Origin of the sequence: Streptomyces sp. NPDC008317, from assembly GCF_042955955.1 — a bacterium.
Taxonomy (GTDB): domain Bacteria; phylum Actinomycetota; class Actinomycetes; order Streptomycetales; family Streptomycetaceae; genus Actinacidiphila.
Genome location: NZ_JBIBFQ010000005.1, coordinates 298,551 through 321,334, shown reverse-complemented (window position 1 = coordinate 321,334; position 22,784 = coordinate 298,551). Strand labels below are relative to the sequence as shown.

Annotated in this window: 21 protein-coding genes; 14 read left to right on the top strand and 7 right to left on the bottom strand. The window is 72.9% G+C overall.

Annotation, left to right across the window (positions count from 1 at the left end; genetic code table 11):
* Positions 1 to 96: 96 nt before the first annotated feature.
* The 5 genes from ACFY9V_RS18565 to tpg all read left to right on the top strand — a co-directional run bounded on the left by ACFY9V_RS18565 (position 97) and on the right by tpg (position 5,194).
* The gene (locus ACFY9V_RS18565) at positions 97 to 471 is read left to right on the top strand and encodes an acyl-CoA carboxylase epsilon subunit (protein WP_391045086.1); all 375 of its coding nucleotides are present in this window, start codon (positions 97 to 99) and stop codon (positions 469 to 471) included.
* 319 nt (positions 472 to 790) lie between these two features.
* On the top strand, positions 791 to 1,432 hold the full coding sequence (locus ACFY9V_RS18560) for a DUF6629 family protein (RefSeq protein WP_355341076.1): 642 nt from the start codon (positions 791 to 793) through the stop codon (positions 1,430 to 1,432).
* Between the two features lie 27 nt (positions 1,433 to 1,459).
* Positions 1,460 to 2,368, top strand: a complete 909-nt coding sequence (locus ACFY9V_RS18555; RefSeq protein WP_391161957.1) for a hypothetical protein — start codon at positions 1,460 to 1,462, stop codon at positions 2,366 to 2,368.
* Between the two features lie 93 nt (positions 2,369 to 2,461).
* Complete coding sequence (tap, locus tag ACFY9V_RS18550) at positions 2,462 to 4,627, top strand: telomere-associated protein Tap (RefSeq protein ID WP_391161956.1); 2,166 nt, start codon at positions 2,462 to 2,464, stop codon at positions 4,625 to 4,627.
* 9 nt (positions 4,628 to 4,636) lie between these two features.
* Positions 4,637 to 5,194, top strand: coding sequence for a telomere-protecting terminal protein Tpg (gene tpg / locus ACFY9V_RS18545; RefSeq protein ID WP_355341067.1), 558 nt, complete (start codon positions 4,637 to 4,639; stop codon positions 5,192 to 5,194).
* Between the two features lie 241 nt (positions 5,195 to 5,435).
* Here tpg and ACFY9V_RS18540 read toward each other — a convergent pair whose 3' ends face one another.
* Together ACFY9V_RS18540 and glsA are read right to left on the bottom strand one after the other, a co-directional pair.
* The gene (locus tag ACFY9V_RS18540) at positions 5,436 to 6,530 is read right to left on the bottom strand and encodes a chemotaxis protein (RefSeq protein WP_391161955.1); all 1,095 of its coding nucleotides are present in this window, start codon (positions 6,528 to 6,530) and stop codon (positions 5,436 to 5,438) included.
* Positions 6,531 to 6,591: 61 nt separating this feature from the next.
* Positions 6,592 to 7,974 carry a glutaminase A gene (gene glsA / locus ACFY9V_RS18535; RefSeq protein WP_355341061.1) on the bottom strand — a complete coding sequence of 461 codons (1,383 nt, stop codon included), beginning with the start codon at positions 7,972 to 7,974 and terminating at the stop codon, positions 6,592 to 6,594.
* A 218-nt stretch (positions 7,975 to 8,192) separates the two neighbouring features.
* On the opposite strand from glsA, the gene ACFY9V_RS18530 reads away from it, so the two are divergent.
* From ACFY9V_RS18530 to ACFY9V_RS18505, 6 genes are all read left to right on the top strand, one after another.
* The gene (locus ACFY9V_RS18530) at positions 8,193 to 8,858 is read left to right on the top strand and encodes a hypothetical protein (RefSeq protein ID WP_391045067.1); all 666 of its coding nucleotides are present in this window, start codon (positions 8,193 to 8,195) and stop codon (positions 8,856 to 8,858) included.
* Positions 8,859 to 8,971: 113 nt separating this feature from the next.
* Positions 8,972 to 9,979, top strand: coding sequence for a DUF4129 domain-containing protein (locus ACFY9V_RS18525; protein ID WP_391161953.1), 1,008 nt, complete (start codon positions 8,972 to 8,974; stop codon positions 9,977 to 9,979).
* On the top strand, positions 9,976 to 10,494 hold the full coding sequence (locus tag ACFY9V_RS18520) for a hypothetical protein (protein ID WP_391161952.1): 519 nt from the start codon (positions 9,976 to 9,978) through the stop codon (positions 10,492 to 10,494). The genes ACFY9V_RS18525 and ACFY9V_RS18520 overlap by 4 nt, the downstream gene beginning before the upstream one ends.
* A 130-nt stretch (positions 10,495 to 10,624) precedes the next feature.
* The gene (locus tag ACFY9V_RS18515; RefSeq protein WP_355341045.1) at positions 10,625 to 11,647 is read left to right on the top strand and encodes a MoxR family ATPase; all 1,023 of its coding nucleotides are present in this window, start codon (positions 10,625 to 10,627) and stop codon (positions 11,645 to 11,647) included.
* Positions 11,644 to 13,005: a DUF58 domain-containing protein gene (locus ACFY9V_RS18510; RefSeq protein WP_391161949.1), complete on the top strand. Its 1,362-nt coding sequence runs from the start codon at positions 11,644 to 11,646 to the stop codon at positions 13,003 to 13,005. The genes ACFY9V_RS18515 and ACFY9V_RS18510 overlap by 4 nt, the downstream gene beginning before the upstream one ends.
* On the top strand, positions 13,002 to 13,715 hold the full coding sequence (locus ACFY9V_RS18505) for a hypothetical protein (protein WP_391161948.1): 714 nt from the start codon (positions 13,002 to 13,004) through the stop codon (positions 13,713 to 13,715). The genes ACFY9V_RS18510 and ACFY9V_RS18505 overlap by 4 nt, the downstream gene beginning before the upstream one ends.
* Positions 13,716 to 13,767: 52 nt before the next feature.
* On the opposite strand, the gene ACFY9V_RS18500 is transcribed toward ACFY9V_RS18505, so the two are convergent.
* Positions 13,768 to 14,145 (bottom strand): DUF1801 domain-containing protein, encoded by a 378-nt coding sequence (locus ACFY9V_RS18500; RefSeq protein WP_391161947.1) that lies wholly within the window; start codon positions 14,143 to 14,145, stop codon positions 13,768 to 13,770.
* Positions 14,146 to 14,483: 338 nt separating this feature from the next.
* On the opposite strand from ACFY9V_RS18500, the gene ACFY9V_RS18495 reads away from it, so the two are divergent.
* Both ACFY9V_RS18495 and ACFY9V_RS18490 read left to right on the top strand, forming a co-directional pair.
* A complete protein-coding gene (locus ACFY9V_RS18495; RefSeq protein ID WP_391161946.1) occupies positions 14,484 to 17,021 on the top strand; it encodes a glycoside hydrolase family 2 protein in 2,538 nt (845 codons plus the stop codon).
* Complete coding sequence (locus tag ACFY9V_RS18490; RefSeq protein WP_391161945.1) at positions 17,018 to 17,224, top strand: hypothetical protein; 207 nt, start codon at positions 17,018 to 17,020, stop codon at positions 17,222 to 17,224. Before ACFY9V_RS18495 ends, ACFY9V_RS18490 begins: the two co-directional genes overlap by 4 nt.
* Positions 17,225 to 17,302: 78 nt before the next feature.
* Here the strand turns inward: ACFY9V_RS18490 and ACFY9V_RS18485 are convergent, their stop codons facing one another.
* From ACFY9V_RS18485 to ACFY9V_RS18475, 3 genes are read right to left on the bottom strand one after another with little or no spacing between them, the layout of a single operon-like run.
* Positions 17,303 to 18,199, bottom strand: coding sequence for a carbohydrate ABC transporter permease (locus ACFY9V_RS18485; protein WP_355341031.1), 897 nt, complete (start codon positions 18,197 to 18,199; stop codon positions 17,303 to 17,305).
* A complete protein-coding gene (locus ACFY9V_RS18480) occupies positions 18,196 to 19,101 on the bottom strand; it encodes an ABC transporter permease subunit (protein ID WP_391118052.1) in 906 nt (301 codons plus the stop codon). Before ACFY9V_RS18480 ends, ACFY9V_RS18485 begins: the two co-directional genes overlap by 4 nt.
* Entirely contained in the window at positions 19,068 to 20,399 is a 1,332-nt protein-coding gene (locus ACFY9V_RS18475) for an extracellular solute-binding protein (RefSeq protein WP_391161944.1), read from the bottom strand. Before ACFY9V_RS18475 ends, ACFY9V_RS18480 begins: the two co-directional genes overlap by 34 nt.
* Before the next feature lie 363 nt (positions 20,400 to 20,762).
* On the opposite strand from ACFY9V_RS18475, the gene ACFY9V_RS18470 reads away from it, so the two are divergent.
* Positions 20,763 to 21,572, top strand: a complete 810-nt coding sequence (locus ACFY9V_RS18470; protein WP_391161943.1) for a putative protein N(5)-glutamine methyltransferase — start codon at positions 20,763 to 20,765, stop codon at positions 21,570 to 21,572.
* A 42-nt stretch (positions 21,573 to 21,614) separates the two neighbouring features.
* On the opposite strand, the gene ACFY9V_RS18465 is transcribed toward ACFY9V_RS18470, so the two are convergent.
* Positions 21,615 to 22,757 carry a HoxN/HupN/NixA family nickel/cobalt transporter gene (locus tag ACFY9V_RS18465; protein WP_391161942.1) on the bottom strand — a complete coding sequence of 381 codons (1,143 nt, stop codon included), beginning with the start codon at positions 22,755 to 22,757 and terminating at the stop codon, positions 21,615 to 21,617.
* Positions 22,758 to 22,784: the final 27 nt, after the last annotated feature.

The window sequence follows — 22,784 nt, the reverse complement described above, 5'->3', positions numbered from 1 at the left end:
GCCGTACTCCGCACAGCCCTTGACGGTGCGTCAGCGCAGCCGCCCGCAACTCGTGCATTCCGTCCGGCAGTTCCGAGACCGAAGGGGACACCGCCCATGCCCGCCGCCATCACCGCTCCCACCCCCGCCGCACCGCACCTGGTGCGGGTCGGCACGCTGACCATCCCGGCGCAGCCGGGACCGCCCGCGCTGGAGACGATCAACGCCGCGCCCGCCGTGGTGCCGCTCGCCGCACCCGAGGCGGCTCCGGCGCCGACGACGCTGGTACGTGTCGAGCGCGGCACCGCGACACCCGAGGAGATCGCCGCGGTCACCGCCGTGCTGCTCGCCCGCGCCGCCACCGTTCGCGCGGCGGCCGACGCCGACCACGCGACGGCCGCCCGCCGCCGGGGCGCCGCCCGCTGGCGCGCGCACGGCTTCACCGGCCCGCGCGCCTGGACCGCCGGGACCCGGGATCTGCTCGCGAGTTGAGCGCGGGCGGTCCCGTAGGAGTACCTGAGCGCCCGACGCTCTGAGCACTGAGCACTGAGCACTGAGCACTGAACACCGAGCACCGAGCACCGAGCAGCGAGCACTGAGCACTGAGCACCGAGCACCGAGCACCGAGCACCGTCAACGGCCCCACGCGCTTCGGCGCGTGGGGCCGTTTTTCGTCGTCTCACCCGCGATTCCCGCCGGAGGCGATTTCCCCCGGCCGCGCGGCGGGGTCCCGCGGCCGGAAGAGGGCAGGCGTCGTAGCGTGACGGGGACGTACAACGGATCATCGGACCGCACGACGCGAGGGGACCTCATGTGCTGGAGCGCCACGGCCGATCTGGCGGCGGGCTCGGTGATCTGCGCCCTGGGCGTGACCTGCGTCGCGCGCGTACGCCGGGCCCGGGACCTGCCGCTGGCGGCGCTGCCGCTGGTGCTCGGCGCCCATCAGCTCATCGAGGCCGCGGTCTGGCACCGCGGCGGCGGCACCGGGCCCGCCACCCTCGCGTGGGCGATCATCGCGCTGCCGCTGCTGGCCGCCTATGTGCCGCTCGCCGTGCTGACCGCCGCGCCGCCGGGCGGGCGGCTGCGGCTGGCCGTACCGGTGCTGGCCGGACTCGCCACCGCCGTCGTGCTCGTCGCCTGCCTGATCGACCGGGCGCCCGTCGCCGACATCCGCGGCCACACCGTCGGCTACGCGGTGGACGTGCCCGCCGTACCGCTGGTCATCGCCGGATATCTGGTGGCCACCGTCGGCTCCCTGCTGCTCAGCGCGGACCGGATGCTGCGGCTGCTCGGCGTCCTCACCGGGGTGGGGGCCGCGGTCTGCGCGGCGGTGTGGCGGACCGAATTCGTCTCCACCTGGTGCGCCTTCGCCGCCGTCGTCTCCGTCGTCCTCCTGCTGTGGGTACGGCGGCCGTCGACGGGGCCGGCGCCGACCGCGCCCGTACTGTCGTAGCGGCTGATCACACGTCAGACTGGGCGGATGCGTCCTCACCGTACCGTGTCCACGGTCGCCCTCACCGTCGTCCTGATCACGCTCGGCCCGGCTCTCGCCGCCTGCTCGTCGGGCTCGCCGTCCCCCGGCTCGCCCGGCGCCGCCCGTTCCGGCCCGTCCGGCCCCGGCGCCGTCGATCCCGACGCGGTCGACCCCGACAGCGGTGTGAAGCCGTCGGAGTCGACCGCCTCGGGCCGCACCGTCGCCACGTACACCGCCGCCTCGGCGATGAGCGCGGACCAACTCCAGGAGACGGTGCGTCGGCTCAAGGAACGCGCCGCCGCCTTCGGACTGACCGGCACCCGTATCGAACAGCGCGGCAACGTCATCACCGCCGACGCGCCCGGCGACAGCGGCGACCGGCTGCGGCAGTTGGCGGCGACCGCCGAGCTGGCCTTCCGGGCGGTCAAGGGCGATCACGCGGAGGGGTCCGCCGAGATTCGGCAGCGCTTCGACGCCCTCACCTGCCCGGTCACCGGCACGCCCCCGCTGTCCAGGCCCGAGGAGCCGACCCCGGCCTGCGACGCCAAGACCGGCCAGAAGTACCTGCTCGGCCCGGTCGCGCTCGACGGCGAGGACGTCAAGAGCGCCAAGTCCGCGTACGAGCCGAACTCCGGCCAGTGGATGGTGAATCTGAACTTCACCGAGCGGGGCGCGAAGACATTCGGCACGGTCACCGCGGCGCTGGCCCAGGAGACGCCGCCCGCCAATCAGTTCGCGATCCTGCTCGACGACGACCTGCTGTCCGCACCGGCCGTCCAGCAGGCCATCACCGACGGCGCGGCGCAGATCTTCGGCGACTTGGACCGGCAGCGCGCGGAGGACCTGGCCGCTCTGATCGGCAGCGGCGCGCTGCCGGTACGGCTCACGGTGAGCGGGGTGACGCGGCAGCCGTAGCCGGTCGCCGCGTCGGCATGATCGCCGGACACTGTGTGTCCGGCGTGTGTTCGGGTGTGTGTTTGGCTAGGGTGACGGCCGGAGGTGGTCCGGTTGTCGAATGAGCAGGGCGAGCTGTTCGCTTCGGTCGACGCGCTGCTCGAACAAGTGGCCGCGCAGGACTCGCTGCCGGAACCCGCCGAGCGCAAGCGGCTGCGTGAGGCGGCCGGGATCAGCCAGGACCAGATCGCGAAGACGCTCAAGGTGCGGCGCGAGACGGTCACCGCGTGGGAGTCCGGCCGCGCCGAGCCGAGGTCGCCGAAGCGGGCGGCGTACGTACGGCTGCTGGACGGTCTCGCGGCGCTGCATCCGGCGCCGCCGGTCGCCACGGCTCCTGAGCCGGCCCCGCAACCTGTGCCCGTACCGGAGCCCGTACCTGTGCCCGCGTCGGTCGCCGTGGTGGCGCCGCCAACTCCCCGTTCCGCGGCCCCCGTTGACCCCGCACCCGAACCAGCAGCCGCCCCCGCCCGCCAGCCCGCCCCGCCGCCGCGCCGCCCCGCCTCTGCTCGTCGCCCCCAGGCCCCCGCCTCCGTCCGTGCCCCCGAGCCCGGTGCCGATCCGCGGTTCGCCAACGGACCGCTGGCCGTCGTGGACGGCGACGGCAGCGCGTACTGCGTCGGCGGCCTCGTGCTGGAATGCCCGGCGGACGACATTCCGTCGCTCGTGCAGTGGGCCCTCACCGACGCACGCCTCGGCGCGGCCCGGCTGCACCGCTCGGGCAAGGACGCCGACCCGCTGGTCGTCCTCACCGAGTCCGCCACCACCCGCTTCGGCCTCCCCGCGGAACTGGCCGACCGGCGCGCGCTGCGGCTGCCCGAGGACCACGAGGCCGTACGCCGCGTCGCCCGCGCGGGCTGGCAGCTCACCCGGCGCGGCTTCGGCCCCTGGGCACGCGTCTACCGGCCCGCGCAGGCCGGACAGCGCCAGTGCGTACAGCTCGCGATCCTGCCCTGGGGCGCGCTGGACAGCCGGTCGTGGGGGAACGTGGACCAGGCGCCGCCCGCCGAAGTGGCCCGCGTCCTCGGCACGTACGCCACCCGCGTGATCACCCCGCGCGGCTCGACCGCCGTCTGCGGCCTCGAACTGATGACGAGCCTGCGCCCGCCGACCAGGGCCGTACGGGACGAGGCGAGCGGCGCGTGGGTGTCGGGGCAGGTGGCCGGCGCGCTCGGCGCCGCCGTCGACCCCGCGCCGCCCGAGGCCCCCGACGAGCACCCCGTGGCGGCCCGGCTCCATCCGCGCGGCCACCGGCGCACACCGGACCAGGTGCTGGACGAGGAGGCGTACGACTGGATCCGCGACCCGCAGCTCCTCGGTGACGACGAGTGCGCCCGGCCGTACGCGGTCGGCATCGACGTCAACATGGCCTTCGCCGCCGCCGCGAACCGCCTCACCGTCGGCCTCGGCGCCCCCGTCCACCGCACCGCCCCCGGCTTCGACAAGGCGCTGCCCGGCTGCTGGCTCGTCGACCTCTCCGGCATCGAACTCGACCCCCGGCTGCCGAGCCCCTTCACCCCCCAGGGCACCCGCCCCGAGGGACCCGCCTGGTACGCCACCCCGACCGTCGCCTACGCCGTCGAACTCGGCCACGACGTCAAGCCCGTCGAGGCGTACGTACGGCCGGAGACCGGCGCGTATCTGGACGCCTGGTACACCCGGCTGCGGGACGCCTACCTCGCCACGATGGGGCAGCTCGGCGTCACCGCGGGGATGGACGAGGCGGACTTCCTGGCCGCGATGGCCGTCCACAAGGACACCGATCCGGGCCTGGCCGCCGTGCTGTCCGCCGTCAAGGCGACCGTCAAGGGCGGCATCGGCAAGCTCCGCGAGCGCCCGCAGGGCGCGGGCTACCGGCCGGGGGAGCGGTGGTCCGCGCTGGATCGCCCCACTTGGCGGCCCGACATCCGCGCGGCCGTGATCTCCTCCGCGCGGGTCAACATGCACCGCAAAATGCGGAAGTTCGCCGCCGTCGGGCTCTACCCCCTCGCCGTGCTGTCCGACTGCGCCGTCTACGCCTCGGACGGACCCTCGCCGCTGGACTTCCTGCCGCGCGCGCCGGAGGGCAAGCCGCTGCCCGGCGGATTCCGGCTCGGCGTCAGTCCCGGCATGGTCAAGCACGAAGGCACCCAGGACCTGATGTGGGCGGTCGAACTCCTCGACCAGGGCCACAACCCGGCCCGCCACATCAAGGGCACCGACGCCGCCGTCGACGGAGAGTAGGACCACAGCGTGGGCATCATCGGCGACAGCCTCGACAAGGCGACGGCCAACACCCAGACCCGGCCGATCCCCAAGTCCGCGCAGGCCCAGATGCGCTTCCTGGTCAAATACGCCAAGGGCTCCACCCGCGCCGTCGCCCAGCGCCTCGGCGTCACCCAGCGCACCGTCGAGCGCTACCTGAAGGGCACGCTCAAGCGGCCGCGGCGCGAACTCGCCGACCGCCTCGCCGCCGCCGTCCGGCAGGACTGGCAGCCCCGTGTCAAACAGCGCGCCCAGCGCCGCGCCGCCACCTCCGACGGCCTCGTCATCGAGACCCGCGCCCGCTTCGGCTTCACCGCCGCCCCCGGCTCCACCGACGACGGCCGCATGCGGCGGATCACCCAGCACCTCCCGCCCGCCTACGCCGCCCGGCTCTTCGAAGCCCAGTCCTCCGGCGCCACCGAACAGCAGCTCCAGGCCATCGCCGCCGAGGGTCTCCAGGAGGTCTACTTCAAGGACAGCGGCCGCCGCGCGGACGGGCTGCTGGTCGAGTTCACCGACATCGACTACGTGGAAATCGACTTCTGACGGAGGCGCTCGTTGGGGCGGGCCGCACGCACACGGTGACGCCGACCTGGCGGACACCGCGCTGCGCGCCGCGGAGGCCAAGGCACGCGAGCGCGGCGCCGCCGTGCGGTTCCCGCACCACGACGCGCGGCGGCTGCCGGAGCTGGGGGAGCGGGCGAGAGGCGAGGCGCGCCGCGCAAGTGACCGGGCACGAGACCGCGTATGAGGCGAGGCCCGAGGCGTAGAAAGGCCGTGTGGGCCGTCAGTAGCGCAGCACGGCCGCGATGTGGTGGGAGCCGTTGAGCATCGCGTCGGGTACGAAGTGCACGCGGGCGCCGGTGTCGAGGGCCTGTTCGGCGATCTCGTCGACGATGTCCTCACGGGCGCCCGGGGTTTCGGGCGTGGCGGGGACGAGGTGGTCGGCGTCGTCGCGGACGGTGGTGCGGTAGTCCTCCTCGATGACGACGACGGCGGCGCGGCCCTCGACGACGCACTGCCAGACCTCGTCCACGCCCGCGGCGAAGGTACGGCGGCCTCGGGCGGCGTCGAGTTCCGCGAGGACATCGGAGACGTCCTGGTCGGCGCGCTCGCGGACGGCGGGCAGCACGGCCTGCCGGACGGCTTCGGCGGGGCCCTTGGACAGACCGCCCTGGAGGACCCGGACGGCCTCCTTGGCATCGGGGCTGACCTCGTCCAGGACGGCGAGGGCCTCGGCCTCCGCGACGACGTAGAGGGGCCGCGGCTCGGCCGTGAGCACCGTACCGACGGCGTCGGCGACCTCGCGCAGATAGCGGCGGGTCTCCTCGTCGTTGAAGGTGCTGGGCCGGTCCCCGATGCGCTCCTCGCGCTCGATGTCGGTGTCGGGCAGCGACCGGGTCTTCGGGAAACCGCTCGCGGTGTGCTCGGTCAGCCGCTCCCGGCCGCCGCCCCACAAAGTGGCGTGGTCGGCGGAGACCGCCAGCACCCAGTACGGCTGGTCGGCCGCCTGCGCGGCGATGAGATTACGGGTCAGGAAGGTCTGCGCGAGCAGCACCCGCTCCGGTACCGAACGGTCCAGCGACCACACCTGGTGCTCACCGGGCGCCGCGAAGATCGCCAGACCGTCCTCGGCGTGCACCAGGTCCACCTCGGACAGCGCCTTGTCCAGCTGCTCGACCACATCGATCCGGTCGGCCCTGGACACCTCGGGGTCGGACTCCACCTCGTCCTTGGCCCGTGCGATGAGATTGCGCAGGCGTACGGCGTCCTGCGCGTTGTCCGGCTCCCGGCGGTGCGTCGGCATCAGCACGGAGACGGCGGGGTAGTGGCGCGGACGGCGCAGGTCGGCGAGGGTGGCGGGGCTGAGAGGCGAGTGCATGGCAGGCCCTTCCGGCGAAGTCCCCCCGGACATGAAATCCCTTTGTCTCTTTATGGATATCTCACTGGGGCAGTGGCCGCAGCTCGTACAGCAGTGCGTCCTCCGCCCACGCCAGCGCGTCCTCCACGCTGTCGTGCCGTACCGCGACACCGCCCCAGTGCTGGTCCGGCGCGCCGACCAGGGCGACCTGGTGCCCCGCCGCCGAGATCCGCTCGAAGGCGTTGCCGAGCATCAGCCCGGCCACCGGATTGACGTGCGTCACGCGCTCCATGTCGACCACCACCCAGCCGGGCACCAGCGGCACGGCGCTCGCCAGGGCGTGCAGCAGCCGCTCCGCCGCGGGGAAGTCCACCTCGCCGCGCGCGGCCACCAGCACCACCCGGTCGCCGTCCCGGTCCAGCAGGTCGCGGTCGGCCGTCACCCGCTCCCGCCCGGAGGAGACCCGGGTCCCCGTACCGCCGCTGCCGCCCGTGCCGACCCGCGTCACGGTGTCCGCGCCCGGCACCGGGTGGTGCATCAGATGCATGCCGAACCGCCGCGACAGCTCCCGCAGCGCGACCACCCCGCGGATCGTACTGCCGGTACGGTCCAGCGGCGGGCTGTAGCAGGCGATGCCGAACCGGGCCGGGCTGGCCGCCGCGAGCCCGCCGGACACCCCGCTCTTGGCGGGCAGCCCCACTCGCACCAGCCAGTCACCGGCCGCGTCGTACATCCCGCAGGTCGCCATCACCGACAGCACCTCGACGGCCACCTGCTCGGCCACCACCCGCTCGCGCGTCACCGGATTGACCCCGCCGTTGGCGAGCGTCCCCGCCATCACGGCCAGATCGACGGTGTTCACCAGCACCGAGCACTGCCGGAAGTACACCTCGGCCGCCTCCACCGGATCGGTGCGCAGCGAACCGGCCGCGTGCATGAGATACGCCAGCGCCCGGTTGCGGTCGCCGGTGGCCGCCTCCGAGCGGTAGACGTCCTCGTCCACGGTGAGCCGCCGCCCGGCGAAGGCGCTCAGCGCGTCGAGGATGCGCGCGGACCGTTCGCCCGGCGAGGCGGCCGGTACGAGATTGGTCGTCGCGATGGCCCCCGCGTTGATCATGGGGTTGGCGGGGCGGCCGGTGCCGTGCTCCAGGCTGATCGCGTTGAAGGCGTCGCCGCTCGGCTCGTTGCCCACCCAGCGGGTCATCTCGTCGAGGCCCAGCTCGGACAGGGCCAGCGCGTGCACGAACGGCTTGGACACCGACTGCACGGTGAACTCGGTACGTGACCTGCCCGCCTCGTAACGGTGGCCGCCCATGCTCACCAGCGCGATGCCGAAGTCGTCCGGGTCGGCCAGCGCGAGCTGCGGGATGTACGACGCCACCTCGCCGTCCCGCAGCGGCAGCAGCCGCCGGTGCACCTCGGCCAAGCCCTCGCTGACCACGTCGAACGCCACCGGATCGGTCATGGCCTCATGCTCGGGCCGCCCCGCCGACCCCGCAAACGCGCAAGGCCCGCGGCGGGCACCCCCTCGCAGGGCCGGTGCGTACACCCCACCGCCGGGCCCGGCGCGTCACCCGTACGGCACCGCGCACGCTGCGCGCCGCCGGGGCACCCCGCACGGTGGAGGGGCGGCCGGAGCGTGTGCCCGGCCGGTGACCAGCGCAGAAGCCGGAGGGGAAGCCCGTGAGCCGACGTCGTACCGAGGGGACCCGCGCAGGAGAAACCGGTGACGGACGGGCCCGTACGGCCCGCTCGCGCCGCCTGCGCTCACTGACCGCGGCGGCGCTGGTGGCCATGGCGGCCGGCGGCCTGGCGCTGGTGTCGGCCTGCGACAACTCCTCCGGCAACAGCTCGACCGGAGCGACGACGCCCGGCGGCCCGCCCAGCACCGGGAACTTCTCCGGCACCCTGCCCTCCCCGCTGGACTCCCTCGCCTCCGCCGCCCAGCAGACCGCCTCCGCCGCGCAGTCCTCCGCGAAGGCCGCCGCCTCCAGCTTCGAGGCGTCGGTGGAAGCGGGCGCGGGCAGCGCCGCCGCCGAGGCGAAGTCGGAGCTGGCCAAGGTCGACGGGCAGGGCAACGCCGTCAAGGACGTCCAGCTCACCGGCTTCCCCAAGGCCAGGACCGGCGGCCTCAACGCCGTCCTGGTCAGCATCACCAACACCACCGACACGAAGGCGTCCTTCGCCGTCAAGGTCGAATTCGCCGACTCCGACGGGGCCGTCGTGGACTCCACGGTCGTCGGCGCCCGCGACGTCGAGCCCGGCAAACACGCCCAGCCGGTCGCCTTCAGCACGAAGGACGCAGACAAGACGCTCTTCCCGCGCGTGGCCCAGGCCCAGCGCTACTGAAGGACGCCCCGGCCCGCTCCCGCCCTCCGTCAGCGCCTCCGCCCCGGCGGGGGGCCTGCTGACAGCCCTGGACTCGTGTGCGAAGCTGCCTTCCGCGACAAGGGGAGGTGGCGGTGGGACGGGCGGGGAACGGGGGAGGGCCGCGGACGAGCGCCGGGGCACGGGCGGCGCTCGGCGTCCTGGTGATCGCAGGTCTGGCGCTCAGCGCCCTGGTGCTGCGGCCCGAGGGCAAGGCGTTCGGCAAGGGCGGTGGACCGCTCGGCGGCAATGTGTTCGTGGTGGCGCTCGGCCTCGCGTGGTTCATCGGCGCGCTGATGCTCCACAACCGCTATGTGCTCCAGGTCGGTGACGACGCGGAGTCCGACCCGCTGCGGCAGCGGCTCGTGGACGTGGTCCGCGCCGCACTGCTGGGCGCCGCCTTCGTCGTCCCGCTGCTGATCTTCGTCATGCACCGGTTCCACGCGTCCGGCCGTACCTCGGGCGGCGGCAAGGACCGCAAATGGCGAGACGCCACCGCGCCGACCCCCAGCGCCCCCACACCGCCGCGTCCGCTCAAGAGGCACCAGGACAACCACGGCTTCCCCTCCTGGCTGACGCACGTCCTGATCGGCATCGGCATCGGACTGCTGGTGCTGGCCGTCGTCCTCGCCGCCGTGCTGCTCTGGCGCTATCTGCGGTCGGGTGAGGCGGAGCGGCAGGACGGCCCCGGGTACGACCAGGCCGACGACGAGGACGAACTGCTCGCCGAGGCCGTGGAGTCCGGGCGCCGGGCGCTGCGGGACGACGCCGACGCGCGCGCCGCCGTCATCGCCTGCTACGCCGCCATGGAACGGTCCCTCGCCGCCTCCGGCATCGCCCGCCGCGCCTCCGACAGCCCGCAGGACCTGCTCGAACGGGCCGTCACGGCAGGCCGGTTGGCCGGCCCGAGCGCGGCGGCGCTCACCGCGCTCTTCCGTGAGGCGCGCTACTCCACCCACCCCATGGACGACGGCCACCGGGACCGCGCCGCGCGGGCACTCACCGAGATCGCCGCCCAACTCGCCCCGGACGAGGCCGCGTCGGGCGACGGCGGCGGTCCCGGGGAGCGGACCACCGAAGCAGCCGCGGAGGCCGCACAGTGAAAGAACGCCTCCGGCGGGCGGCGGGCCCGCCCGGCTCCGTACGCCACTCGCTGACCCTGCTCGGCTGCCTCGTCGTCGCCGCCGAAGTGCTGCTCGCGCTCACCGACGGCCTCGTCGCCGCGGCCACCGGCCTCGCTCTGATCACCGTCGTCGCGCTGGGTATCGCCCGGTACGTCGGCGGCGCGGGCGCGCAGGACAGCGGATACCGCAAGTCCGTACGGCTGCTCGGCGGTCGCGCCCCGGCGCTCGGCGAATGGCCGCGGGTGGTCCGCAAGGCGCTCGGCCCCGAAGGCGCCCTGCACTTCCACTCCACGCTCCGCCCGCAGTTGCAGCGGCTCTTCGCGGCCCGGCTCGCCGAGCGGCACGGGGTGTTGCTGCGCAAGAGCCCCGACCGGGCCCGCGCGATCGTCGGTCCCGACCTGTGGCCGTGGATCGACCCGACGACCGGCCCGCCGCAGCCGGCGATTCCCGAAGCCGTACTGCGGGCGCTGCTCGACCGGCTGGAGACGCTGTGACCGCGCCCGCATTCCGCGCGTGCGCCGCCCCGTGCCCGCATTCCGCGCGTCCGCCGCGCGCCGCCCCGCCCCCGTACCCCGTTTCACGACGCTCCACGACGCTCCACGACCAGGCAAGGTGAGGACCGCAGTGACCAGCTCCGAGCGCATATCCGACCACGACGCCGACGCCCTGAGCCCCCGGCGGGCGGGTGAGAGGGCCGCCGAGGTGCTCGCCGAGATCCGCACCGCCGTGGTCGGCAAGCCGGAACCGCTGGAGCTGGTCATGCTCGGCGTGCTCGCGGGCGGCCACGTCCTCATCGAGGACCTGCCGGGACTCGGCAAGACGCTGCTGGCCAGATCCTTCGCCACCACCCTCGGACTGGAGTTCCGCCGCATCCAGTTCACCCCCGACCTGCTGCCCTCCGACGTCACCGGCGCGCCCTTCTACGACCAGCACAGCGGCGAGATGGTCTTCAGGCCCGGCCCCGTCTTCACGCACCTGCTGCTCGCCGACGAGATCAACCGCACCCCGCCCAAGACCCAGGCCGCCCTGCTGGAGGCGATGGCCGAGTCCCAGGTGTCGATCGACGGCAGCACCCGCGAACTGCCCGACCCGTTCGTGGTGATCGCGACCGCCAATCCCATCGAGTACGAGGGCACGTACACCCTCCCCGAGGCGCAGCTCGACCGGTTCCTGCTGCGGGTGCGGATGGGCTATCTGTCGGCGCCGCAGGAGACCGACATGCTGCGGTCCAGGATCGACAGGGCCGCGCCCGAGGCGAAGCTGCGCACCCTCAGCGGACCGTCGGAAGTGCTCGCGATGCGCGCGGCGGTGGAGCGGGTCGAGGTCGAGGACGACCTGCTGGAGTACATCGTGGCGCTGGTCGGCGCGACCCGCGACCACGCGCACATCCAGGTCGGCGCGTCACCGCGCGGCGGCCTCGCGCTGGTCCAACTCGCCCGCGCCCGCGCCGTGCTCGACGGCCGGGACTACGTCACCCCCGAGGACGTGAAGTGGGTGGCGGTCCCGGCGCTCGCCCACCGCGTCACGCTCCGCCCCGAGCTGTGGGTCCGGCAGATCAACGCCGACGACGTGATCCGGGAGATCGTGCAGTCCGTACCCGCCCCGCAGACCCTGCCGCTGGCGGCCCGTGACGCCGTCGCGTCATGACCGACCCCCACACCGACCCCCACGCGGCCGTCGCCCGCGCGCTCGGCGGCGCGCAGCCTCCGCCCGGCGAGCGGCGGGCCGTGCCCGCGGAGCCACCGCCGCCGCCGCCGACCGGCTGGCGCGCGGGCGAACGCGCCCTGCGGTACGGCACGGTGACCGCGGTCGCCGTCGCCGCCGCCCTGCTCACCGGACGGCCGTGGCTGCTCGCGCTGGCCGCCGGCCCGCTGGTGCTGCTCGCGCTCTCACTCCCGTACGGCACGCGCACGGCGCGGATGGACGTCACGGTCGACGTCGAACCGCGGCGGCTGTTCGAGGACGAGACCGTCACCGCCAGGATCACCGTCGCGTACGACGGCGACCGCGGGCGGCTCGACCCGGGCGTCACGCTGGGGCCCGGTGTACGGCTCGACCACCTCACCGTGGGCAGCTCGCGCGTGGAACTGCGGCTGACCGCCGAGCGCTGGGGCCGCTGGACGCTCGGTACCGTCGATCTCGACCTCTACGACGCGGGCGGCACCGCCCGCCGCACGGTCCGCGCGGACCTCGGCGAGGTGCGGGTGTTCCCCGTGCCGTCCCGCGCCGGGATGACGCCCATCCCGGTCCGCCTCCCGCAGCGGCTCGGCGAGCACACCGCGGCGCAGCGCGGTGAGGGCGTCGAGGTCACCGGCGTGCACCCGTACATCCGCGGCGAGCGGCAGCGGCGGATCAACTGGCCCGCCACGACCCGCCGCGGCTCCCTGCAACTCCAGCAGTTCGCCGCGGAGCGCGCCGCCGACACCGTCGTCATGCTCGACGGACTCGGCGACGTCCTCGACCCGGTCACCGGCACGTCCTCGCTGGACGAGACCTTCCGCGCGGCGGCCGGACTGGTCCGCGCCTATCTGCGCACCCACGACCGGGTCGGCGTCGTCTCGGTGGGCGGCACGACCCGCTGGCTCCAGCCGGGCAGCGGGGACGGCTACTTCTACCGGATCGTCGAGAGCGTCCTCGAAGTCCGCAAGGACATCTCCTACCGCACCGAGGGCGTGAGCAACCTCCCGCCGCCCGCGCTGCCCGAAGGCGCGATCGTGTACGTCTTCACGCCGCTCGCCGACCAGCGGATCCTCGATGTGCTGCATCGCGTGGCGGCGCGGGCCCTCGCCCTGGTGGTGATCGAGATCGCCACCGCGGACCCGTACATCGAACCCGGCGACGTCAACGCGGAGCTGGGCCTGCGGCTGTGGCGGTCCGAGCGGGACGCGACGCGCTTCGCGCTGAAGGAGCGCGGCATCGCGGTGGTCACCCACGAGCGCGGCGAGACCCTCGATCTGGCCCTGGCGCCGCTGGTGCGCACACGTATCCACGGAGGCAGGCGATGAGCGGTACGGCGGAGCGGCCGGGCGCGGCCCCGGCACCCTCGCCCCTGACGCCCGCGGCACCTTCGGCCGACGCGCCCGCGGCGCCTTCGGCTCCCGCCATGACGCCCGCGGCCCCGGCCCCCTCGGCCGACGCGCCTTCGGCACCTTCTGTACCTTCGGCCCCCGCCCGGGCGCCCCGCCGCATCCGGCTCCCCGCCCAACTGCCCGCCCGCTGCCTGGCCGTGGCGCTCGCGCTCGCGGCGTGCGACGCGCCGGAGGCCGTACGCCACTCGCTCGGCGCACAGGTGGCGCTGCTCGTGGTGGCCGGGGTCGCCTGGTGGGCGGCGCCGATGGTGGACGAGCGGCCGGTGCGCAATTCGATGCGCTGGGCAAAGGTCGCCGCCCGCCGCCGCTCCACCGTCCTCGCCGTGGGGTCGGTGGTGGCCGCGGCGGTCACCGAACCGCCGACCTGGCTGGCCGCCTGCGTCGTGGGCCTCTTCCTGGCGTATCTGCTGATCACCGACGACTGGACGCGGGGCGCGACCGCGCCGCGCGCCGCCCGCGGCCCGGCCCCCGCCCTGACCGCGGCGGCGGCCGTCGCCCTGACCTTCGTCTGCGCGACGGTGCCGGTGGCCGGTACCGACTGGGCACGGCTGCCCGCCGCGCTGGCCCTGGCGGCGACGGTCGGCTGCGTCGCCCTGGCCGTGCGCGGCCGGCGCGGCCCGCGCTGACCGCCGCCTCCTCGCGCGGTGCGGCCTCGCCGCGTGCCGCGGCCTCCCGCGTTCAGGCCGACTCCGCCGCGGCCAGCGCGCGGGCCTGGGCGAGCCACCGCGTGAACAGTCCGGCGTCCACGTCGTCCAGAGCGCGCAGCTTGACCGAGGCCATGGCCCGCGCGCCCGGCTCCAGCCGCCCGCTGGCGTCCTCGACCTGCTGGCCCTGCCAGAGCCCGAAGGTCACATAGGAGCCGTACGCCTTGAGCAGGCAGACCGGTGCGACGCCCGGCGCTCCGCCCAGGCTCCACACCGGGTGGCCGTGCCACATGGCGCCGGGCGCGTCCGGCAGCGCGGCCTCGATGATCTCCCGCGCCTTCGTGCCGACTTCGCGCAGCGGCTCCTCCAGGGCGGCGAGGTAGTCGGTGACGGTGGTGGTGGACGTGGCCATGCGGATCACTCCCGAGGATCGGATACGGCTTGTGCGGGGTTGACCGGCGCGGCGTCCGAAACTCATCGCCTCCGGCGGAGGTTTTTTCACCGCCACGGTCCGCCGGGTCCTGCACCGGCCCCGGACAGGCTCCGGGCCGGCCCCGGGACGGCCCTGTATCGGTTCAGCAAAGCCCCTGACATCGAGGGAACACCCCGCTTCCCATCAGCACTTGCGGTGCTTTACCGTTTAATGGACAGCCGGTCGGCGGGGTCGCGAAGTTGGGCGCCGCGGGCCACGGGGCCGACAACCGGCCGGAAACCGCCCGGCGGCAAGGCAACAGCAGGCAAGGAGCAGGAATGAAGGACGTCACGCCGATCGCCGACGGTTGGAGGCTGCGCCTTCCCGAGTCCGGGTCGGCAGCCGGAGCGGACGCCGCGCCCGCGCTCGGGTCCGGCACCGTACCCGCCCAGGTACCCGGCTGCGTGCACACCGACCTGATGGCCGCCGGGCTGCTGAAGGACCCGTTCCTGGACCGGAACGAGACCGCGGCGGCGTGGGTGGGACGCGCGGACTGGACGTACGAGACGGCGCTGCCGCCGCGTGCCACCGGGCACGAGCGCACCGACCTGGTCTTCGACGGCCTGGACACGGTGGCCGAGATCCGCCTCGGTGACACCGTCCTCGGCGCCACGCGCAACATGCACCGCGGCTACCGCTACGACGTCACCGAGCGGTACGGACCGGCGGGCGAGACCGCGCTGACCGTCGCCTTCACCTCCGCCTACACCGAGGCGGAACGGGTCCGCGCGCTGGTCGGCGACCGGCCCAACTCGTACCCCGAGCCCTTCCAGTACATCCGCAAGATGGCCTGCTCCTTCGGCTGGGACTGGGGTCCGACGCTGGTCACCGCCGGGATCTGGAAGCCCGCGCGGCTCGAACACTGGTCGACCGCGCGGCTGTCGGGCGTCACCCCGCTGGTCACGGTGGCCGCCGACGGCACCGGACGGGTCGAGGCCCGGCTGGAGATCGAGCGCACCGCGTCCGGCCTGAACCGCCCGCTGACCGTCCGCCTGCGGGTGGGGGAGACGCGGGTCGAGGCCGACGTGCCCGCGGGCGCCGACCGGTGCACCGTCACCGCCGAGGTGCCCGGCCCCGAGCTGTGGTGGCCGCACGGCTACGGCGCCCAGCCGCTGTACGACTGCGAGGTCACCCTCGTCGACGCCGGGACCGAGGGCACCGACAGCGAAGACGGCGTCGCGCTCGACCACTGGCACCGCCGCATCGGCTTCCGCACCGTCACCCTCGACACCGCCCCCGACGAGAAGGGCACCCCCTTCACCCTGCTGGTCAACGGCGAGCCGATATTCGCCCGCGGGGTCAACTGGATCCCGGACGACGTCTTCCCGACCCGGATCACCCCCGACCGCTACCGCCGCAGGCTCCAGCAGGCCAAGGACGCGGGCGTCGACCTGATCCGCGTCTGGGGCGGCGGGACCTACGAGAGCGACGACTTCTACGACGCCTGCGACGAGGCCGGGCTGCTGGTCTGGCAGGACTTCCTGTTCGCCTGCGCCGCCTACTCCGAGGAGCAGCCGCTGCGTTCGGAGGTGGAGGCCGAGGCGCGGGAGAACGTGGCCCGGCTCGCCCCGCACGCCAGCCTCGTGCTGTGGAACGGCAACAACGAGAATCTGTGGGGCTTCCGCGACTGGGACTGGGAGCAGGATCTCGCGGGCGCCTCCTGGGGCGAGGGCTACTACCTGGGCCTGCTGCCCCGCGTGGTCGCCGAGACCGACCCCACCCGGCCCTACTGGGCGGGCAGCCCCTGGTCCGGCTCCTGGCACCACCACCCCAACGACCCGGCGCACGGCACCGCCCACTCCTGGGAGGTGTGGAACCGCCGGGACTGGACCGGCTACCTGGAGGACGTGCCGCGCTTCGTCGCCGAATTCGGCTGGCAGGCGCCGCCCGCGTACGCCACGCTGCGCCGGGCGCTGACCGACGACCCGCTCACCCCGGACTCGCCCGGCATGCTGCACCACCAGAAGGCCGCCGACGGCAACGGCAAGCTGGACCGCGGCCTGGCCCACCACTTCCCCGCCCCCGCCGACTTCGACACCTGGCACTACTTGACGCAGGTCAACCAGGTCCGCGCCATCGCGTGCGGCATCGAGCACTGGCGCTCGCACTGGCCTGCCTGCGCGGGCACCGTCGTCTGGCAGCTCAACGACTGCTGGCCGGTGACCTCGTGGGCCGCGATCGACGGCGACGAGCGCGAGAAGCCGCTCTACCACGAGCTGAAGCGGCTCTACGCGGACCGGCTGCTCACCGTCCAGGAGCGCGCCGACGGCCTGGTCGCGGCCCTGGTCAACCAGAGCGCGCGGGACTGGTCGGGCACGGCGGTCCTGCGCAGGGTCGCGGTGGACGGCGCCGTACTCGCCGAAGCCCGGCTGCCGTTCACCGCGACGGCCCGCACGGTCGCCGAGATCGCCGTACCGCGCGACCTCGTACCGCCGGGTGACAGCACCAAGGAACTGCTGACCGTCGAGGCCGAAGGACCCGGCGGCGGCGAGGACGTCCGCGCCCTGTGGTTCCCGGCCAGGGACAAGGACTTCGCCTACCCCGCGCCCCGCTGGGACCTGGAGCTGGCCACCTCCGACGGCGGCGCCACCGAAGTGACCGTCACCGCCCGGACGCTCCTGCGCGACCTGCTGCTCCAGGCCGACCGGCTCGACCCCGCGGCCCACGCCGACCGGGGCCTGGTCACCCTGCTGCCCGGCGAGCGCGTCACGATCACCGTACGCGGCTGGGACCGGCCGGAGCCCGGAGCCGCCGCCGCGGCGCTGTACTGCGTCAACTCCGCGGCCCAGCCCACGGAGCAGGGCGACGAGCGGTGAGCCCTCCGGCCGGGGAGCCGGGACGCCGCCCCACCATCAAGGACGTCGCCTGGGACGACTCGCAGGTGTGCCAGCTCACCCCGCCGAAGCTGTCGGCGATGAGCCATGACGTCTTCGGCTTCGGCGCCGAGGTGGCCCGGCGGCTGCTGACCGTGCTGAGGGCGGCACACCCGCGAGGGGACCGGTGGCCACCCCGGTGCTGACCCCGCGCGAGAGCACCGCCCCGCCCGCCCGTACGACCTGACCGGCGAGCGCCGGTCCGCTTCACTCCCGCTGCGTCCCTACTTCGTCGCGCCTCTGGTGAATCCGTTGTAGATGAACCGCTGGAGGAACAGGAAGATCACCAGCGTCGGCACGATCACCAGGATCGCGCCCGCCGAGATGTCCTCCCAATGCGCGCCGTAGGGCCCCTTGAAGCGGAACAGCGACGTCGAGATGGTCCCCAGACTCTCCGACGGCATGTACAGGAAGGGGATGTAGAAGTCGTTGTAGACCGTGATCCCCTTGATGATCACCACCGTGGCGATGGCCGGTTTGAGCAGCGGCAGGATGATCCGCCAGTAGATCGTGAAGGTGTTCGCGCCGTCGATCCTGGCCGCCTCGTCCAGCGAGACCGGAATGCTCCGGATGAACTGGAGGAAGATGTAGATCGACACGATGTCCGTGCCCATGTACAGCACGATCGGTGCCCAACGGCTGTCGTACATGCCGAAGTTGTTCACGATCTTGAAGGTCGCCACCTGTGTCGTCACGCTCGGCACCAGCGAGCCGATCAGGAACAGCGCGATCACCAGCCGCCGCAGCCGGAAGTGGAACCGGTCGATCGCGTACGCCGCCATCGAGCCGATCAGCACCGTGCCCGCGATCGAGAAGACCAGGATGAAGGCGGTGTTCCCGAACGCGCGCAGCATCTTCCCGGCCCGGAAGGCCGTCACATAATTGTGGTAGTTCAGCCAGTTGTGCGGCAGCGACAGCGCCCCGCCGTCCGCCGTCATCTCCTGCGACGTCTTGAGCGAGGTCAGGAACACCGCGACCAGCGGCAGCAGCACCACCGCGGAGGCCAGCACGAGCGAGAGGTACACCAGCGCTCTGACCAGCACCCTGCGGGTGCGGGCGGGCCGGTCGACGGTCTCCGGCGGCGGGGCCTGCGCCGTGTCGCGGACGAGCAGCGAGGTCATACGAGATCGTTCCTCTCGTCGGGCACCACGACGCGCTGCAACCAGGTCACCAGCAAGATGATCACCAGCAGGGCGACGGCCGCCGCCGAGGCCAGCCCCATCTTGTTGAACTCGAAGGCCAGCTTCACCGTCTGGATCACGAAGGTCTGAGTGCCCGCCGCGCCGCCGGTCATGATGTACGGGATCTCGAACGCCGACAGCGAGCCGGAGATCGCCAGGATCGCGCTCAGACTCAGCACCGGTTTGATGCCCGGCGCGATGATGTGCCGGAACTGCTGCCAGCGGTTGGCGCCGTCCAGTTCCGACGCCTCGTACAGCTCACCGGGGATCGACTGGATCGCGCCGAGGAACAGCACGAAGTTCAGGCCCATGAAGCGCCACACCGACACCGCGGACAGCGAGGTGTTCGCCGTCCGCCCGCTGCCCAGCCAGAAGTGGTGCCCGTGCACCCCGAAGGCGCTCAGCACGGTGTCGAGGGTGCCGTGCGGCTGGAAGAAGTACAGGAAGACGAAGCCGATCGCGACCCCGTTGAGCAGGTAGGGGAAGAACAGCAGGCCCTTGAAGAGATTCCGGAACCGCAGGTCGAAGCTGAGCACGGTCGCGAAGTACAGCGCCAGCGCGATCTGCGCCACCGACGCCACCAGGTAGTAGACGCTGACGAAGAAGACCTGGAACAGCTCGGGCCTGGTGAACAGCTCCACGTAGTTCTTGGCCCCGACGTAGTTCCGGTCGGGGCTGACCCCGTCCCAGTCGGTGAAGCTGTCCCTGATCATGGTGCCGACCGGCAGGTAGGTGAACGTGATCAGCAGAGCGAGCGGCACCGCCAGGTACAGCCACGGCGTCACGGTCCGCCAGACCCGGGCGCGCGTCACAGGGCGGCGGTCTTCTGCGCGTTCGCCCACTTCTTGGCGAGGCCGGCGAAGATGCCGGGGAGATCACCCCCCGCGGCGCCGCGCGCCACGTCGATCAGGTGCTGGCGGTACTCGGGCTTGTCGGTCATGCCGATCTCGGACTGGTTGTCGATCCTGGTGACCTTGGCGCTCTGCGCCTGCGACATCTCCACGAACCGCACACCGGCGTCCTGGAACGGCTTGAGGGCCGACGGCAGCGGTCCGCCCTTGAGCGTGGGGACGGCCTGATTGGTCTGCACGTAGCCGGACTTGTCGGTGAACCAGTCGATCCAGGCGCGGGCCGCCGCCTTGTTCTTGGAGTGGACGTTCACCGCCTCCTGGTAGTCGGGCGCCACCGGGGTGCAGAAGGTGCCGTTCTTCTGGGAGGGGAAGGGCATGTAGCCGATCTCGGACGGGTCGCGCCCGGCCTTCTTCGCCGCGTCCTGCATCTGCACGATGGACCACGAGCCCAGCCACATGGTGGCGATCTTGCCGGTGGCCAGCAGATTCTTGCTGTTCTCCCAGTTGGTGGTGGTCGGGTCCTGCTCGGAGAGCTTGTCGTGCACGATGGTGTAGAGCAGCGTGTCGCCGACGTTCAGGTCGGTGCCCGCGCGCCAGGGGTCCGGGTCGGTGGCGGGCTCGTCGGCCGCCTTGGCGTCGCAGGTGGCCGCGCCCTGCACCGAGGTCCAGGCGGTCAGCGGCCAGCCGTCCTTGTAGTTGGTGTAGTACGGCGTCGCGGAGGTCTTGGCCTTGACGGCCTTGAGGTCGGCGAGGAAGGCGTCGGGAGTGGTCGGCCATTCGGTGACCCCGGCCTGCCGCCAGACGGCCTTGTTGTAGACGAAGCCCGCCGCGTTCGCGAAGTTCGCGATGCCGTAGACCTTGCCGCCGACCGTGGCCTTGCCGGTGAAGCTGTACTTCTTTCCCAACTCCTCGGCGCTGCCCAGCGAGGCGAAGAACTTCGGGTAGTCGTCGGTCTTGATGGCCGCCGGGATCATCAGCACATCGCCGTAGTTCGAGGTGTTCATACGGATCTTCACCTCGCCCTCGTAGTCCGTGAGCCCCTCGAAGGTCACCCGCACCTTCGGGTAGAGCTTGCTGAACTCGGCGGCGTACTTCTTCATCGTGCCGTCCTGCACGAGGTCGGTCCGCTGGGTGAGGACCTTGATGTCACCCGACACCGCCGACGGGTCGGCGGGCACGGTGGCGGTACCGCCCTTGGACGTCGAGCCCCCGCCACCGCAACCCGCGGCGAGCAGCGCCATGGTCGCCAGCAGCGACCCGGCGAGTGCCTTGCCCTTCATGTGCACCATCTCCGTCTCCACAGCGCGGTACTTAAGCGATTCAGTGGCGGAACGACCGCACTATTGCATTGGGTTGTGGGCCGGTAAAGGGACTGATTCAGCGCTGATGCTTAACCGTTACATTGCGGTTCAGCGCGCCGCCGTCCGAGGGCGCGGGTTCGGGGCGACGGGCGCGGCGCGCCGTGGGGTAGGGTCGATGCCGTCAGCGGCGGGCCAGGACCCGCCACAGCAGTGGAGATCAGCCGAGATCAGCCGAGGAGGTGGGACCGATCACCGGTATCGCAGGCCGGGTGCTCCCGCCGTACGGCCGAGCGGTCTCTCCGACGTAGGTGAGGCCGGGGGAGTGCCCGTGGGCTTCCCGAAAGGCTCTACATGTCGGACTTCACCGCACCGTCGCCCGAATCCACCGTCGTCGCCGCGCTCAGGGCGGCGGGCTGCGTCTTCGCCGAGGACGAGGCGCGGCTGCTCATCGCGGCGGCCGGGACCCCCGAAGAACTCACCGCGATGGTCGCGCGCCGCGCGGACGGTCTGCCGCTCGAACACGTCCTCGGCTGGGCCGAGTTCGCCGGACAGCGGTTCGCCGTGGACCCCGGCGTCTTCGTACCGCGCCGCCGTACCGAATTCCTCGTCCAGGTCGCGGCCGGGCTCGCCGCGCCCGGCGCCGTCGTCCTGGACCTGTGCTGCGGCTCGGGGGTCGTCGGCGTCGCCCTGGCCACCGCGCTCGGCGGCGGCGTCGAACTGCACGCCGCCGACCTCGACCCGGCCGCGGTGCGCTGCGCCCGCCGCAATGTGGCCCGCGTCGGCGGGCGGGTGTACGAGGGTGACCTCTTCGCGCCGCTCCCGGCCGACCTGCGCGGACGGGTCGGGCTGCTGGCCGCCAACGTCCCCTACGTACCGAGCGAAGAGGTCGGCCTGCTGCCGCCCGAGGCCCGCGACCACGAGGCCCTGATGGCGCTCGACGGAGGCGCCGACGGCCTCGACGTCATGCGCCGTGTCGCCGCGCGGGCCACCGACTGGCTCGCCCCCGGCGGTTCCCTGCTGGTCGAGTCGAGCGAGCGGCAGGCCCGACGGGCGGTCGGCCTCTTCACCGCCGCCGGGCTCCGCGCGCACGTCACCGACTCGGACGAGCTGTACGCGACCGTCGTCGTCGGCACCCGGCCGCCGCTCGGGGCGGGCGGTTAGGGCCCGCCCCGGACGCGTCGTGGGCCGTGGGCGGGCCGTCGGTCAGTCGGCCTGCTGGTCGGCGGTGCGCAGGCCCGCCGACCACTTCTCCTCGATGTTGCCGAACCGCCAGACGGCGAAGGCGACGGCCCAGGTGGCGAAGAACAGGCCCACGATGACGTAGCCGACGATGTTGAGGTCGATCCCGCCGACCCAGTCCCAGAAGGCGCCGTGGAACCCCGCCTTGTCCGCGACCAGGCCGAGGAGTTCGACGGTGCCGATGATGAGGGCGACGGCGACGGACAGGCCGGTGATGGTCAGGTTGTAGTAGACCTTGCGGACCGGCTTGGAGAACGCCCACTCGTAGGCGAAGTTCATGAACGAGCCGTCGATGGTGTCCAGCAGCGACATGCCCGCGGCGAAGAGCACCGGCAGGCAGAGGATCGCGTACCAGGGCAGCCCGGACGCCGCGCCGGAGCCCGCGAGCACCAGCAGCGCGATCTCGGTGGCGGTGTCGAAGCCGAGGCCGAAGAGCAGGCCCAGCGGGTACATCTGCCACGGCTTGGTGATCGACTTCATGACCCGGCCCAGCAACCGGTTCATGAAACCGCGGTTGTTGAGCTGCTCCTCCAGCGCCGCCTCGTCGAAGTGGCCCTCGCGCATCTGCCGGAAGACCTTCCAGATCCCGGCCAGGATCACCAGGTTGATGAAGGCGATGACGTACAGGAAGGTGCCGGAGACGGTGGTGCCGATCCAGCCGGTGACGTTGTGGAGCTGGGAGTTGTCGTCCTCGACGGGATTGGCGAGCGCCTTGATGCCGAGCGAGAGCAGGAAGGCCAGGCCGAAGACGATGCTGGAGTGGCCCAGCGAGAACCAGAAGCCCACCGACAGGGGCCGCTTGCCCTCGCCCATCAGCTTGCGGGTGGTGTTGTCGATCGCCGCGATGTGGTCGGCGTCGAACGCGTGCCGCATGCCGAGGGTGTACGCGGTGACGCCGATGCCGATGCCGAAGGACTTGGTGCCGAGGCTGTAGTGCTCGGGGGCCACGATCGCCACCAGCGTGAACCAGCCGATGACGTGCAGGGCGAGGATGAAGGCGAACATGCCGCCGACCCTCGTCCACTCGGCGCGGGTCATCGAGCCGGCGATGCGGCGCCAGCGGGACCCTGGTGGTGCCGGTGCGTCCGGAGACGTGGCGGTGGTCATTTCATCAGTCCTTTGTCGAAGCGGGCG